Here is a 14,350-nt window from a genome sequence, read left to right as displayed (position 1 = left end):
AGGACTTCTTATGAGCCATTTTGGAGAATTGACCACCCGGATGCATGATTTCCGTGAGGAGCTTTTAAATGCCAAGCCCATGGTTTGTGTAGAGCGAGCAAAGATTACCACGCAGACTTATCGCGAAAATATGGATCAGCCGTTGGCTATTCGTCGCGCCTTGATGTATCGCAACGTCCTAAACGGGATGAGTATTTTTATCGAGCCGCAGACCTTGCTGGCTGGAAATCAGGCGTCCAGCAACCGCGCTGCTCCCATTTTTCCAGAATACGCAATGGACTGGGTGATCGACGAGCTAGACCAGTTTGATCAGCGTGATGGCGACCGTTTCTATATTACAGAGGAGAATAAGCAGGTATTGCGCGACATCGCTCCTTTCTGGGAACATAATACCACCAAAGAGCGCGGCCTAGCGGCGATGCCGGAATCGGCAAAGGTATTCTACGATTTGGGAATTATTAAGGCAGAAGGGAATATCACTTCTGGCGATGCGCATGTTGCGGTCAATTACCGCCGGATGCTGCAAAAGGGTTTAAAGGAATACCGCGCCCGTGCCGAGCAAAAACTCCGGGAACTCGACTTGACGGAAGCGGAAAACCTGCATAAATCGTATTTTTATCGCGCCGTTCTGATTGTGGTGGATGCGACGGTCGCTTTTGCGAAGCGGTATGCGAATTTGGCGTTTAAAATGGCGCAAGAGGAGTCGGATGAGGGGCGCCGGGCAGAACTACTTGAAATGAGCCGTGTGCTCAATAAAGTTCCTTATGAACCCGCAGAAACCTTTTATGAGGCGGTGCAGGCTCTGTGGTTGGTGCATCTCTGTTTACAAATTGAGAGCAACGGCCATTCGCTCTCCTATGGCCGGATGGACCAGTATCTTGATCCATATTATGAAAAAGATTTACAGGAAGGCCGTATTACAGAGGAAACTGCCTGTGAATTATTGGCCAATCTGTGGTTAAAGACCTATACAATCAACAAGATTCGTTCATGGAGTCACACCCGTTTTTCTGCTGGAAGCCCGCTCTACCAGAATGTTACGGTTGGTGGACAGACGCCGGATGGTAAAGACGCAGTCAATCCGTTGAGTTTCTTGATTTTGCGCAGTGTAGCTCAAACCCGCCTGACTCAACCGAATTTAACTGTACGTTATCACAAGAATCTGCCAGCAGACTTTATGCAGGAAGCCATCGAGGTTATGCGCTTGGGGTTTGGCATGCCGGCGTTTAACAACGATGAAATCATCATTCCGTCTTTTATAGCGAAGGGCGTGAAGCCGGAAGATGCGTATGATTACAGCGCGATTGGCTGTGTGGAAGTGGCGGTCCCGGGCAAGTGGGGATACCGCTGTACAGGTATGAGTTTTCTGAATTTCCCCAAATCCCTGATGATCGCGTTGAATGATGGCGTTGACATTGAGTCGGGAATCAAAGTATGCGAGGGTGTGGGACATTTCAAGGATATGACCTCTTTTGACCAGGTCATGGCGGCTTGGGATAAAATCATCCGCGAGTTCACCCGTCAGTGCGTGATCATCGACAACTGCTGTGATACGGTTTTAGAGAAAGATACAGCGGATATTCTTTGTTCTGCCCTATGTGACGATTGTATCGAACGTGGACTGAATCTCAAAGAAGGCGGTGCAGTCTACGATTTTATCAGCGACCTGCAGGTAGGAATCGCCAATCAGGGAGATTCCCTGGCGGCGATTAAGAAATGTGTGTTTGAAGATCACGCGATGACTCCAGCACAACTTTGGGACGCTCTGATGAACAATTTTGCCGGGGAAGAGGGGGAACACATTCGCAAATTGTTGATTGCTGCTCCGAAGTATGGCAACGATGACGACTATGTGGATTCACTGACTCGCGCTTCTTATGACATCTACATCGATGAGCTGTCCCATTATCACAATACTCGGTATGGACGTGGTCCTATCGGAGGGGTATACTATGCAGGGACTTCTTCGATCTCTGCCAATGTCCCTCAGGGAGCTGGTACCACAGCAACCCCGGATGGACGTAAAGCGGGAGAGCCACTGGCGGAGGGATGCTCGCCGTCCCATGCGGCGGATAAGCACGGACCTACCGCGGTATTTAAATCCATCTCTAAGCTGCCAACCGATAAGATTACCGGCGGCGTTTTGCTGAACCAAAAGGTCAACCCGCAGATGTTGGAGAAAGAAGAGAACCGGCAAAAGTTGATTGCTATGCTGCGCGTGTTCTTTGACACCCTGCATGGGTTCCATGTGCAGTTTAATGTTGTTTCGCGCGAGACTTTAAAGGATGCCCAGGTACATCCGGAAAACCATCGGGATCTGATTGTGCGTGTGGCAGGCTATAGTGCCTTCTTCAATGTTCTGTCCCGTCAAACGCAGGATGACATCATCGAACGCACGGAGCAAGTGATCTGAATGTGGTGAAAATTGAAAGGAAAGGAATCGGTTGTCATGGAATTTTTATTTGATAGTGCGAATCTGGAGGCCATTGAAAAATACAGCGCTTATTTTCCGATTACCGGCGTGACGAGCAATCCGAGCATTTTAAAGGCAGAAGGAAAGATTGATCTATTTTCACACATGCGAAAGATCCGCCAGATCATTGGTCCAGAGAAAACGCTGCACATGCAGGTGATCGCGGAGGATTGCGAGGGAATTCTCAAGGAAGCACGCGCGATATTGAAAAATGTAGATGATTTGGTCTATATCAAGGTCCCCACAACGGAAGAGGGACTTAAAGCGATGCGTGCCCTTAAGGCCGAAGGAGTTCATGTGACAGCGACAGCCATCTATAGCAAAATCCAAGGATTTATGGCGATTGCGTGCGGTGCCGATTTTATTGCCCCTTATTACAACCGGATGGAAAATTTGGATATTGATTCCTGCGATACCATAGCGGCATTCCGCCAGATGATCGATGAAAATGACTCTGAAACTAAGATTTTGGCCGCTAGCTTTAAGAACATCGCACAGGTGACAAACGCTTTAATGGCGGGTGCCCATACAGCTACCCTGCAACCCTCCCTGCTGCATGAGGCATTTGGAATGGCTGCCATTAAAAAGGCTGTGGACGATTTTCATGCGGATTGGGTCAAGATCCAGGGTGAGGTTTCCATCGCGGAGCTATAAAATAATAAGAAACCAAAAGGGTGTCCTCAAAGTCATGAAATGACTTGAAGGATACCCTCGTTTTTTTAGAAACGCAGATGTTTTTCCAAACAGAAAGAGGGTGCCCCATTCCTACGAATCGAAAGGGTTGTAGTTTAGGAGCATCCTCATTTTTTTAGGCCAAATATCCGCTTTTTTCACATTTTCTGGAACGTTGATCTTGTCCAAATAAGCACTTTTTGATAAAATAGTAGTAAAAAAGCTGTGGTTTGGGCTGAGGGGGCCTTGCGTGCAGCTGAGAAAGAGGAGAGTTTACATGCAACAAAGAGAAAAATTTGCATCTCGCCTGGGATTTATTCTGATTTCGGCTGGATGCGCCATCGGCCTCGGAAATGTTTGGAGGTTCCCCTACATCACAGGAAAATATGGCGGTGCAGCGTTTGTCATTCTGTATCTGCTATTTCTTGTGATTTTAGGATTGCCAGTCATGGTGATGGAATTTGCAGTGGGACGTGCCAGTCAAAAGAGCTGTGCGAAAAGTTTTCACATTTTGGAGCCTAAGGGAACCAAATGGCACTGGTACAGCTGGCTTGGGTTTGGCGGCTGTTATCTGTTAATGATGTTCTATACAACTGTCGGCGGTTGGATGCTCAGTTATATTGTCAAGAGTGCGACGGGTGTGTTTGATACGGCAACCCCTGACATCGTTTTTTCCAACATGCTTGCAAATCCTGGAGAGTTGATCGGTTGGATGCTGGTGACCATTATTTTGGGATTTTTGGTGTGCAGCATGGGATTGCAGAAAGGCGTTGAGCGCATTACCAAAGTCATGATGAGCTGTTTATTCCTCATTATGATTGTCCTGTGTGTGCGAAGCGTTACCCTGGACGGTGCAGCAGAGGGCTTGAAATTCTATCTTGTTCCGGATTTTGGAAAAATGTTTGAAAATGGTTGGTCCAGTTTTGGTGAGGCAGTATATGCTGCAATGGGGCAATCGTTCTTTACTCTGAGCCTGGGAATTTCAGCTATGGCGATCTTTGGGTCCTATATTGGCAAAGACCGTGCATTGACTGGAGAGGCTCTGAATATTGGAATCCTTGATACGATTGTAGCCCTGATGGCGGGATTGATTATTTTCCCGGCGTGCTTTGCTTTCAATGTAAATCCGGGCGAGGGGCCAGGATTGGTATTTGTTACTCTGCCAAGCGTCTTTGGGCAGATGTGGGGCGGTCGTCTGTGGGGGACGCTGTTCTTCCTGTTTATGAGTTTTGCGGCGTTATCCACGATCATTGCTGTGTTTGAAAATCTCATCAGCTTCTGCATGGATCGTTGGGGCTGGAACCGCAAAAAGGCTGTTATTGTCAACGGAATTGCCGTTACAGTTCTGTCTCTGCCTTGTGCGTTGGGCTTTAATATCTGGAGCGGTGTCACATTGCCGGGAATTGGGGATATTCAGACCATCGAGGATTTCGTGGTTTCCAATAACATCTTACCAATTGGCAGTTTGATTTATCTGCTTTTCTGCGTTTGTAAGCGGGGCTGGGGTTGGGACAATTTTGTCAAAGAAGCGGACACAGGCCGTGGCGTTAAGTTTCCAAAGTGGGCGCGTGTCTATTTAAAATATGTTCTGCCAGTTTTGATCCTGATTATCTTTGTGATGGGATACCTACCGAAATTCCAGACATGGCTTGGCATAGGCGGTTGATGTTGTTCCTATGCATAAAACGGTTCTTTTCAGTAAAAAGAACCGAAGTAGAAATCCAGTCTACAGATGGAGTGTCACACGGTAAAGAGTGGAATAACGTTTGTATTCTCGTTGGGGATCATGGGACGGCGGTCAACGCTTTCCCCTAGGAGAAAACGTTTGACGAAATTCTACATAGGTGAGAGCATCAAACAGCAAAAAGGCTATGGAAGAACCGTCCATAGCCTTTCTTATATGCGGTTTATCTTGTGTGCAAAAGAGGGACAAAGATTGGATGATAGAACTTTTTCCTTCAAAGGTTGCTACGCTTATTTTTCGGACCAACCGGAAAAGGGTGAGGAAAAAGAGCTTTCCATCGGGATGAAAGCGGATGCGGGGCCAAATCGTTACAGTTGTAATGGAACAAAAAGGCTGCCTCGAATTCAGCAGAATATCTGCGGTTCGGGACAGCCTTTTTAGCCTTGGAAACAATTGTCTTTCGGTGCAGGGCGGTACGCATGACAGTGTTGCATATTTTCATGAGAACTTATGCAATGAGAGCAGTAAACACTTTATTCCCACGGTTGCAACACATTGGTTCCGAGAGCTTCCTTCATCATAGAGGTGTGTGCAAATACAGAGCCTATCACGCAGCTTTTTCATCGTATAGGTTCTATCATCAGCCATTGCCAATCAATCTCTGCGACAAATTGTGTCTGGAGTACAATGCTATGGCCAATAGCAACTGCTGAAGTTACTCCTGTCCTATGGACTACAGTTCTCTGGATTAGTAGACACCGCCGTAGCATAAAGTGAAAGAAAATGGTACCAGGTATCGCTGCACACATATGCCTGTGTCGTGACGTTGTTTACTGCTATAAATGAGGACTGGAAAAGCTCTGCCCTCTGCACCATAGACGCTGATAGGATTGAAAGAAGTGGAGCCTTTTTGACGCCTGACTTTGGATTTTTTGGAGGGGCGCTCTGCCGTTTGCGATGGTTCCTTGCGCGCGTTAGAATGTATTTCTGAGCAGGTGGTATTGGGGCGCTGCTACGGCCTTTGCAAGCTATAGAAAGGCTCAGCTCTACAATACTTCGGCAGGTATAGCTCTTCTAATCCATCTGCTCCATCTTGGCAACCCATTTGTTTAATACGTCTCTGGAAAGAAGTTCGCGAAGAGCAATCATCCCTTGATTTAGAACGTTTTTTGTGTACGGAACTTTTGCTGGGCTGGTATTTCCGATTGATTAAAAGATTCTTCGCAGCTACAAGAGCCTTTCGGAAGTCCTCTTATTATTCGGAAAGGTTCAATTGCTTTTGCGGCTGTCAGCGAGCGATTTAAGAGCGTTGTGATCTCCCACAGACTCTAATTACATATCATACAATTCGCAGGGGGAAGTTTCACAATTATCATTCGATGTCATAGGCAAAAAATGACTGTACTTACAACAGTTTTTGCATTGGATACAGGCCTTCGCGATCGGGAAACTTCTCTAGGTCGCAGTAGCCGAGTCTTTGATAGAATAGATGAGCTGTCCGAGAAGCACAAAGACGTACAGAAAATCCCCCTTGTTGTTGGATGAACCGTTCGCCTGCCTCCACCAATTGGCGGCCAATTCCGCAACCGTGGTAATCGGGTAGAACAAAGACTGTACGCAGCCAGTACTCTGCGCTTACATTCCAAGATGGAAGAACTCGAAGAATACCAGCTGGATTCCCTGCTACATCTGCGAGAAACGTTTTTCCTTCTGTGGACATGCGGAGAATTCTTTCTGGAGTATGCTCCTGAACAAGCTGTTCAATTATTATGGGAGGATAATCGTGACAATTGATCTCCCGTAAATTTCGGCATATCAGGGAGGACACCCTTTGTACATCTTCTGGTGTGAATTCCCGAAGGATGAATCGGATGGTTCCCATTACGATTCATCCGTAATGGGCTTTGATTTGCCTGTTATGTGCTCTATATGGATTTTCCAGACGCCTGTATAAGGAAAATCCTTGGCGATCTCCGCATCAAAATGGGCCATATTTGTAGGGACATAATGTTCACAAAGTAGACGCAGGGCATGGAGCTTTTCAGCATCTTCGATAACTTCCTGTGCGGTTCCATGGACAACAGCGGATTCGTATTGAACGCTGAATTCATCCTCCGGAATACGAATACGTCCCACTGCGGTCAGGCAGACAGCGGGATTGGCGCGGAGGTTTTCAATCTTTTGTCCCCGGAGTGCACAGTGAAAATAGAGATAATCGTCTTCACGTACAGTACTAATCGGTATACAATAGGGGGTACCGTCGGTATTGACCATTGCCAAGACCGCATAGCTACAATGATCGAGGACTTCTTTTGCAAATTCGGGACTTCTCTCCCGGTCTTTTCTTCTCATAATGGGTTCTCCTTATGTCAATGTGATGAATAGGAAAGCGATTGAATACCTTTATAAGCCTTCATAAAGACGTGCAGATCTTTTTCCAAGCAAAGGCATTTGAATGAAGTAGGGGCACAACATTTTGTAATGCCTGTAGAGTTTCCCCATTAGCGGGCAAATGGAAAAATATTTTTGGACGATTACAAAAGGTTTTGGAAGCGCACTTCGGTTTCCGGCGAATGGCTTACATCCCCGTTTGCCAATAGCGGTTTTGGTAGAACGGTTTGAGGGTCGGAACCAACCATCAGAAAAAGCTCCTTGGTCAGGAAAAATACCTGCCAAGGAGCTTGTCTTTTTCTAGGGATTATTCTTTAGCCAACCCCATGATTTCCTCCCGGAAGATGCGTGCATCCATCTCTTTGAGGTCAGGGGAGACCAGAGGCCTCTTCGGCATATGCGCGAAGATGTCCTTTTCAAGATCGACTCCTGGAGCATACTCGATCAAAATCAAGCCTTTTTCAGTGAGCTGGAATACAGCGCGTTCTGTGATGTACATAACGGGCTGCTGATTTTTCTTGGCCGTCTCGGCGCTGAAGGTGATATGCTCCAACCCGGTTTTAAATTTACTGATACTGCCATCCGAGAGAATGTGCAGCTTCCCATCGGAAACTTCCGTTTTTAGGCCCTTTGCTGTAAATGTACCGCAGAAAAACACCTGCTTTGCGTTTTGGGAAATATCGATAAACCCGCCGCATCCAGGAAGCTTCACACCAAACTTGGATACATTGACATTTCCCTCTTCATCGCCTTCTGCAAAGCCGAGGAATGCTTGGTCCAAACCACCGCCTTGGTAGAAGTCAAACATCGAGGGTTGAGACATGATGCACTGAGGGTTCAGACTCGCACCGAAATCTAAGCCGCTTTGCGGGCTGCCTCCCGTTAAACCAGACTCTACAGTCAGAGTAAAGCGATCCAAGATTCCCTCTTCTGTAGCAACGGAAGAAATGTATTCGGGAATTCCAATTCCCAGATTAACGATTCCATTCTTTTTCAATTCCATAGCCGCACGGCGCGCAATGATCTTTTTGGGAGACATAGGGGCGGGGGTAAACTCTGCTGCGCCCATACGGTGTTCACCGGAAAAACCAGGATTGTACTGAGTGCCAAACGTCTGCATGTGGTTCTTCATATCGCTGACAACGACAACGGCATCCACCAAAATGCCAGGAACCTCTACCTTTTGTGGGTCGAGGGAACCGGACTTCACAACACGTTCTACCTGTGCAACGACCGTACCACCGGAGTTTTTGCAAGCCTGCGCTACGACCAGCGCTTCCGCCTTGACGCCGAGGTGTTCCATAGAGATGTTTCCATCCTCATCCGCATATGTACCGGAGATAATGGCAAAATTGACCGGCTGGTTTTTATAGAAAAGGTACTCCTTGCCTCCGATTTCCATCAACTCGACCAGGTCTTCCTGCTCACGGGTCAAATCGTTGAGCTTGCCGCCCAAACGGCGTGGGTCCACAAAAGTGCCGAGACCCACATGGGTCAGGGTGCCTGGCTTGTGGGCAGCCGCATCGCGGAACATGTGTGCCGTAACGCCCTGCGGGAAATCATAGGCGATAATCTTATTATCAGCTACCATCTTACCAAGTTTCGGTGCAAGGCCCCAGTGTCCACCGATTGCACGGCGAACCATACCGTCGTGCGCAAAATGGTTAAGTCCTTTATCTTTCGAATCGCCCTGTGCGGCGCAGAAGAGCAAGGTCAAATCGTTTGGTGCGCCGGTCTCTAAAAAACGCTGCTCGATTGCAATTGCGATTTCTTCCGGAAAGGAAGCGCCAATGAAACCATTTGTTGCAAGGTTGACGCCGTTCGGAATGAGATCCGCCGCCTCTCTTGCAGTTAATACTTTTACAGACATGAGCAATCCTCCAATTTATATACATGATACTGAATTGTTAATATTATATCATACCGATTGGAAATTTCAAGGGACAATCCCAGCCATGGCAAACAAAGAAGGCGGCGCTTTTCCGTCAAAACAGAGAAACGCCGCCTTCTTTGCGAAAATCCAACCGTTTAAGAAAAAAGGGTATGTTCCAGGAAAATTTTTAAACCAATGGCGATGAGCACAACGCCACCAACAATTTCTGCTTTCCCACAGCAGAGAGAACCGAACTTTTTTCCAATCGCTACCCCAACCAGGGAGAGGAGGAACGTGATGACGCCGATGGAAACCACCGAGACTAACATCAGAGCGAGAGTGGATGCACCGACCGCAGTAGGAAGAATAATACCGGTTGCCAGCGCATCGATGCTGGTCGCTACAGCAAATGCAAGGATCGTTTTTAGTCCCGGCTGTTCTTTCTGACAATCGATCGAATCCTTATGCCCCTTTTTGTGAGATTCCCAGAGCATTTGAATACCGATATACCCCAACAGGATCAAGGCAATCCAATGGTCGATGCTGCTAATCAGGCCTTCCCCAGCTTTTCCAATGGTCCAACCGATCATGGGCATGGCCGCCTGAAACAGTCCAAAGCTCGCCGCAAGTTTTGTTGCAAAACCGACTGTCACATTGCGCGTCACGGCTCCATTCGTAATCGAGACGGCGAATGCATCCATGGAAAGACCGATGGCAATACCGATCAAAGAAACAACGTCCATGCGCAACCCCTCGCTATGTAAAATACGGAATTTGACAATAAGTTAGACTATTCTATCTCTTTTTTGCTTCCTTGTCAATCCTCCTAATAGGTGTATGAGAAGAGGTGAAAAAACATGCCGCCGGCCAGGATCAAATGCTGATTTTCATGTCCCCGGCTTTAATCCATCCTGCCTTGCGCAGAGCAAAGTCAAACAGAAAGGTAAGAATGGCAGGAGCGATAAAGTGAAGGAGGAGAACCTCTGCGAGGATCTGCCATTGAGGGACGGCGCCGGACATGGCGGCAAAAGCGCCAAACTGGCCAACCAAACCGCTGGTTCCCATACCCGCGCCGGTAGCCGTATTGGTCATTTTAAAGACACAGGTGGAAATTGGACCAAGCACAGCGCTGGCTAAAGTGGGAGCAATCCAGATCTGTGGTTTTTTCATAATATTACTGAATTGCAGCATGGATGTTCCGATTCCCTGAGAGAGAAGGCCGCCCCATCGGTTGTCGCGGAAGCTGGCCACTGCAAAACCGACCATCTGGGCGGAGCACCCCACAACCGCAGCGCCTGCAGCAAGTCCACTCAAGTCCAACATGATACAAAGAGCCGCAGAACTGATCGGCGCAGTGAGCACCATGCCGACAATGACGGATACAAGAATCCCCATCGGGAGAGGGGAGAGTTCCGTCGCCTGATTGATTACTGCGCCGATCCCATTCATAAAGTTCTGGATATAGGGGCCGACAAACTGCCCGGCAATACTGCCGGTAATGATGGTAACCATCGGCGTCACCACAATGTCGACCTTGGTTTTTCCACTGACCAGACGCCCGAGTTCCGCGCCTACAACAGCAGCCACATAAGCTCCCACCGGTCCACCCGCCTGGTAGCCGAACGCGCCGCAGACGACACAGGAGAATACCACCAGCGGTTTCGCTTTCAGTCCCCAGGCGATTGCAGCGCCAATCGCTGAACCTACCACGGGAGAGGAAGCCGCTGCCATCTCCGAATAAGGGGCCAAAAAGGTTAGAAAGGGAACCATACTCAGCTGAGACATGATGAGGCCGATAATGAGAGAAGAGAACAGGCCGAGTGCCATCGCACTCATGGCGTCTACAAAATACCGTTGAAAAAATCTCTTTAACAGGGTACGCGCCTTGTTGTCCGTTGTATTTTCCATGTTTCTACACCTACTCCATTTCTTTTTGGTCCGATTAGGGCGATATCCCCCAAATAGACAAAAAATAGCGGTTGTGAGAGGGATGTAACGCTGAAATATTCAGCGCTTATTTCCTAACCCACATACCGCTATTTCTTCTACAATATCGGATATTGTTGGCCGATCAAGCCATGCCGCCTCGCCAGCGACACGGCACTTGTCTGTTCAAATAGAACTTGTCCGAATTTGATCAGATGACGCCTTCTGCCATCATAGCATCTGCGACCTTAACAAAGCCTGCAATGTTGGCGCCAACCACGTAATTCTTCGGATAGCCGTACTTCTCAGCTGCATCGGCAGCATTCTTGAAGATGTTCTCCATGATTCCCTTGAGCTTTGCATCGACTTCTTCGAAGCTCCAGGAGAGACGCATGCTGTTCTGGCTCATTTCCAGCGCAGAGGTCGCTACGCCGCCGGCATTGCTGGCCTTGCCCGGTGCAAACAAAACGCCGTTTGCTTGCAAATATTCCGTTGCTTCAATGGAGGTCGGCATGTTTGCACCCTCCGCAACCGCAAAGACACCGTTTGCAACAAGCGCCTTTGCGTCGTCGATCAGCAGCTCGTTCTGTGTTGCGCACGGAAGAGCGATGTCACACTTGACCGACCAAACACCTTTCCCTTCATGATACTCGGAGTTCGGACGATAATTCTTGTATTCCGTCAAACGAGCGCGCTTCACTTCTTTGATCTCCTTAATAGCAGCCAGATCAATGCCTTCCGGATCGTAGATCCAGCCGGTGGAATCGCTCATGGTGACTACCTTGCCGCCGAGCTGCTGTGCCTTCTGGCAGGCATAGATGGCGACATTGCCAGCGCCGGAGATGGCGATGGTAGAACCAGCGATGCTCTTGCCGTTGGCCTTTAACATTGCGTCTGTGAAATACAGAAGGCCGTAACCAGTAGCCTCTGTGCGGGCCAAAGAACCGCCGAAGTTCAGACCCTTGCCGGTGAGCACACCCTCATAGGCATTGCGAATTCTCTTATACTGGCCAAACAAATAACCAATCTCACGGCCGCCTACGCCGATGTCGCCGGCCGGCACGTCGGTGTCCGGACCAATGTGGCGGTACAACTCTGTCATGAAGCTCTGGCAGAAAGCCATGATCTCGCGGTCGGACTTGCCCTTCGGATCAAAGTCGGAACCGCCTTTGCCGCCGCCGATCGGCAGGCCCGTCAGGGAATTCTTAAAGATCTGCTCAAAGCCAAGGAACTTGATGATGCCGAGGTTTACGGACGGATGGAAACGCAGGCCACCCTTGTAGGGTCCGATTGCGGAGTTAAACTGTACGCGATAGCCGCGGTTGACCTGCACCTTGCCGTTGTCATCCACCCAAGCCACGCGGAACTTGATCTGGCGCTCCGGCTCGGTGATGCGCTCGAGAATGCCAGCCTTCTGATACTGAGGATTTTGCTCAATCACAGGCTCGAGGGATTTGAGAACCTCTGTAACGGCCTGGATGAATTCCGGCTCGCTTTGGTTGAGACGGATGACGTTTTCCAACTGTTCACTGACATAGGACATGATACATAAGCCTCCTATACTAAGAATATCTGTAAGCTTTTGCGATCATGCGGCGGAGCACAGGGGAACCCCCAGCCGTTTTGAATGACAGAAAACGGCACTGGCCTGCACGCACAATTTTTACTTCAACAGTTTAGCATAGGAATGCCGACATTTCAAGATTTTACCGCTGAAAAAATCAAATTTTTTTGCTGGTTTTGCAGGAAGTCGGAGAAAATATTGCAAAATCGATGCTGTTTCACCGGAAAGCGTCCGAATCCATCTGGAAATTTGTGCATAAATATGAATCGAAGCCATCACGACGAAAAGGATTGACACAACTTTACAAATCGAATAAAATAAAGACAATATTGTTCGGCTGTACTGCGGCTGAAAAAGAGGGACAAGGAGGTTCTGTAAACAGGGGCAGCCTTGTTATTTTTATTTTTAGGGGGATATGGCTTTGAGCAAATACACCAAGGAGGACATCATCCGGATTATCCGGGAAAATGACGTGAAGTTTGTCAGGCTGCAATTTACGGACATTTTCGGCACTTTGAAGAATGTGGCCATCACGACAAGCCAAGTGGAAAAAGCGCTGGATAATAAGTGTATGTTCGACGGGTCTTCCATTGAAGGTTTTGTGCGGATTGAGGAATCCGATATGTACCTTTGGCCGGATTTAGATACCTTTGTCATTTTACCTTGGCATACCCAGCATGGAAAAATTGCCAGGCTGATCTGCGATGTCTATAAGCCGGACGGCACGCCCTTTGAAGGAGACCCACGCTATATCCTGCGAAAAGCGCTTCGGGAAGCGGCGGATATGGGGTATAGTTTCAATGTGGGGCCGGAATGTGAATTCTTCCTGTTCAATACCGATGAGTACGGCCACCCCACTACCATTACCCATGATACGGCAGGATATTTTGACATGGGCCCATCCGATTTGGGGGAAAGCTGCCGCCGCGACATCTGCCTGACCTTGGAAGATATGGGATTTGAGATAGAAGCTTCCCATCATGAGGTGGCAATCGCGCAGCATGAGATCGATTTCAAATACAGCGAAGCACTTTCGGCAGCGGACAACATCCTCACTTTTAAGATGGTGGTGAAATCTGCGGCGGATTCTCACGGCCTGTGCGCTACATTCATGCCCAAACCGGTCTATGGGCAATGCGGCTCGGGGATGCACACCAACATGTCCCTCTTTAAAGATGGTAAGAATGCTTTTTATGACCCGGATTCCGAGTCTGGCTTGAGCGAAATTGCTCATCAGTTTATTGCAGGCATCTGTAAGCATGTCAAGAGCATCAGTGCGATTACCAATCCATTAGTCAACTCCTACAAACGCTTGGTTCCCGGTTACGAAGCCCCGTGTTATATCGCTTGGACAACCTGTAACCGCAGCGCGCTGATCCGTGTACCGGACACCCGCGGGGTTGGAACACGTGTGGAATTGCGGTCTCCAGACCCAGCGTGTAACCCTTATCTGGTCTTTTCTCTGTTGCTTCAAGCAGGCTTGGAAGGAATCCGAGAGGGGATGACTCCACCGCCGCCGGTGAGCGCCAATATTTACGATATGAAGGAAACAGAACGAGAGAAACAGGGGATTGAAAATCTGCCGGCAGATCTGATCGAGGCGGTGGAATGTATGGAGGCTGACCCGTTTATCCGCAAAGCGCTGGGAGAGCATGTTTATACAAAATATGTGGAAGCAAAGCGTCAGGAGTGGAAGGAATATACCACCCGCGTCTCACAATGGGAGATTGAACGGTACTTAAATAAGTTCTAAAATGCACTTTTAGT

Annotated in this window: 10 protein-coding genes; 4 read left to right on the top strand and 6 right to left on the bottom strand. The window is 48.5% G+C overall.

Translation table 11 applies throughout. From position 1 onward, the window contains the following. Positions 1-10 precede the first annotated feature (10 nt). From B9Y59_RS09590 to B9Y59_RS09580, 3 genes are all read left to right on the top strand, one after another. Entirely contained in the window at positions 11-2,413 is a 2,403-nt protein-coding gene (locus B9Y59_RS09590; RefSeq protein ID WP_085533135.1) for a glycyl radical protein, read from the top strand. A gap of 36 nt (positions 2,414-2,449) precedes the next feature. Further along, positions 2,450-3,127, top strand: coding sequence for a fructose-6-phosphate aldolase (locus tag B9Y59_RS09585; RefSeq protein WP_054324260.1), 678 nt, complete (start codon positions 2,450-2,452; stop codon positions 3,125-3,127). A 295-nt stretch (positions 3,128-3,422) separates the two neighbouring features. Next, the gene (locus B9Y59_RS09580; RefSeq protein WP_054324261.1) at positions 3,423-4,811 is read left to right on the top strand and encodes a sodium-dependent transporter; all 1,389 of its coding nucleotides are present in this window, start codon (positions 3,423-3,425) and stop codon (positions 4,809-4,811) included. A 1,423-nt stretch (positions 4,812-6,234) separates the two neighbouring features. On the opposite strand, the gene B9Y59_RS09570 is transcribed toward B9Y59_RS09580, so the two are convergent. From B9Y59_RS09570 to gdhA, 6 genes are all read right to left on the bottom strand, one after another. Further along, positions 6,235-6,711 (bottom strand): GNAT family N-acetyltransferase, encoded by a 477-nt coding sequence (locus B9Y59_RS09570; protein WP_085533133.1) that lies wholly within the window; start codon positions 6,709-6,711, stop codon positions 6,235-6,237. Next, positions 6,711-7,181 carry a pyridoxamine 5'-phosphate oxidase family protein gene (locus tag B9Y59_RS09565; RefSeq protein ID WP_085533131.1) on the bottom strand — a complete coding sequence of 157 codons (471 nt, stop codon included), beginning with the start codon at positions 7,179-7,181 and terminating at the stop codon, positions 6,711-6,713. Before B9Y59_RS09565 ends, B9Y59_RS09570 begins: the two co-directional genes overlap by 1 nt. A 346-nt stretch (positions 7,182-7,527) precedes the next feature. Beyond that, a complete protein-coding gene (locus tag B9Y59_RS09560) occupies positions 7,528-9,090 on the bottom strand; it encodes an acyl CoA:acetate/3-ketoacid CoA transferase (protein ID WP_085533129.1) in 1,563 nt (520 codons plus the stop codon). Positions 9,091-9,248: 158 nt separating this feature from the next. After that, positions 9,249-9,836, bottom strand: coding sequence for a manganese efflux pump MntP (locus B9Y59_RS09555; protein ID WP_085533127.1), 588 nt, complete (start codon positions 9,834-9,836; stop codon positions 9,249-9,251). A gap of 130 nt (positions 9,837-9,966) precedes the next feature. Next, positions 9,967-11,001, bottom strand: coding sequence for a PTS sugar transporter subunit IIC (locus B9Y59_RS09550; RefSeq protein WP_085533125.1), 1,035 nt, complete (start codon positions 10,999-11,001; stop codon positions 9,967-9,969). Positions 11,002-11,230: 229 nt separating this feature from the next. Beyond that, positions 11,231-12,562: an NADP-specific glutamate dehydrogenase gene (gene gdhA, locus B9Y59_RS09545; RefSeq protein ID WP_054324266.1), complete on the bottom strand. Its 1,332-nt coding sequence runs from the start codon at positions 12,560-12,562 to the stop codon at positions 11,231-11,233. Positions 12,563-13,004: 442 nt separating this feature from the next. On the opposite strand from gdhA, the gene B9Y59_RS09535 reads away from it, so the two are divergent. Then, complete coding sequence (locus B9Y59_RS09535) at positions 13,005-14,336, top strand: glutamine synthetase family protein (RefSeq protein ID WP_054324268.1); 1,332 nt, start codon at positions 13,005-13,007, stop codon at positions 14,334-14,336. The last annotated feature ends 14 nt before the right edge of the window (positions 14,337-14,350 follow it).

Origin of the sequence: Anaeromassilibacillus sp. Marseille-P3371 (assembly GCF_900169665.1) — a bacterium.
Taxonomy (GTDB): Bacteria; Bacillota; Clostridia; order Oscillospirales; family Acutalibacteraceae; genus Anaeromassilibacillus.
This window is presented reverse-complemented; position numbering and strand designations above follow the sequence as displayed.

Coding starts and splice junctions, on each gene's coding strand:
- B9Y59_RS09590 (WP_085533135.1), top strand. CDS start 11: ATGAGCCATTTTGGAGAATTGACCACCCGGATGCATGATTTCCGTGAG.
- B9Y59_RS09585 (WP_054324260.1), top strand. CDS start 2,450: ATGGAATTTTTATTTGATAGTGCGAATCTGGAGGCCATTGAAAAATAC.
- B9Y59_RS09580 (WP_054324261.1), top strand. CDS start 3,423: ATGCAACAAAGAGAAAAATTTGCATCTCGCCTGGGATTTATTCTGATT.
- B9Y59_RS09570 (WP_085533133.1), bottom strand. CDS start 6,711: ATGGGAACCATCCGATTCATCCTTCGGGAATTCACACCAGAAGATGTA.
- B9Y59_RS09565 (WP_085533131.1), bottom strand. CDS start 7,181: ATGAGAAGAAAAGACCGGGAGAGAAGTCCCGAATTTGCAAAAGAAGTC.
- B9Y59_RS09560 (WP_085533129.1), bottom strand. CDS start 9,090: ATGTCTGTAAAAGTATTAACTGCAAGAGAGGCGGCGGATCTCATTCCG.
- B9Y59_RS09555 (WP_085533127.1), bottom strand. CDS start 9,836: ATGGACGTTGTTTCTTTGATCGGTATTGCCATCGGTCTTTCCATGGAT.
- B9Y59_RS09550 (WP_085533125.1), bottom strand. CDS start 11,001: ATGGAAAATACAACGGACAACAAGGCGCGTACCCTGTTAAAGAGATTT.
- gdhA (WP_054324266.1), bottom strand. CDS start 12,562: ATGTCCTATGTCAGTGAACAGTTGGAAAACGTCATCCGTCTCAACCAA.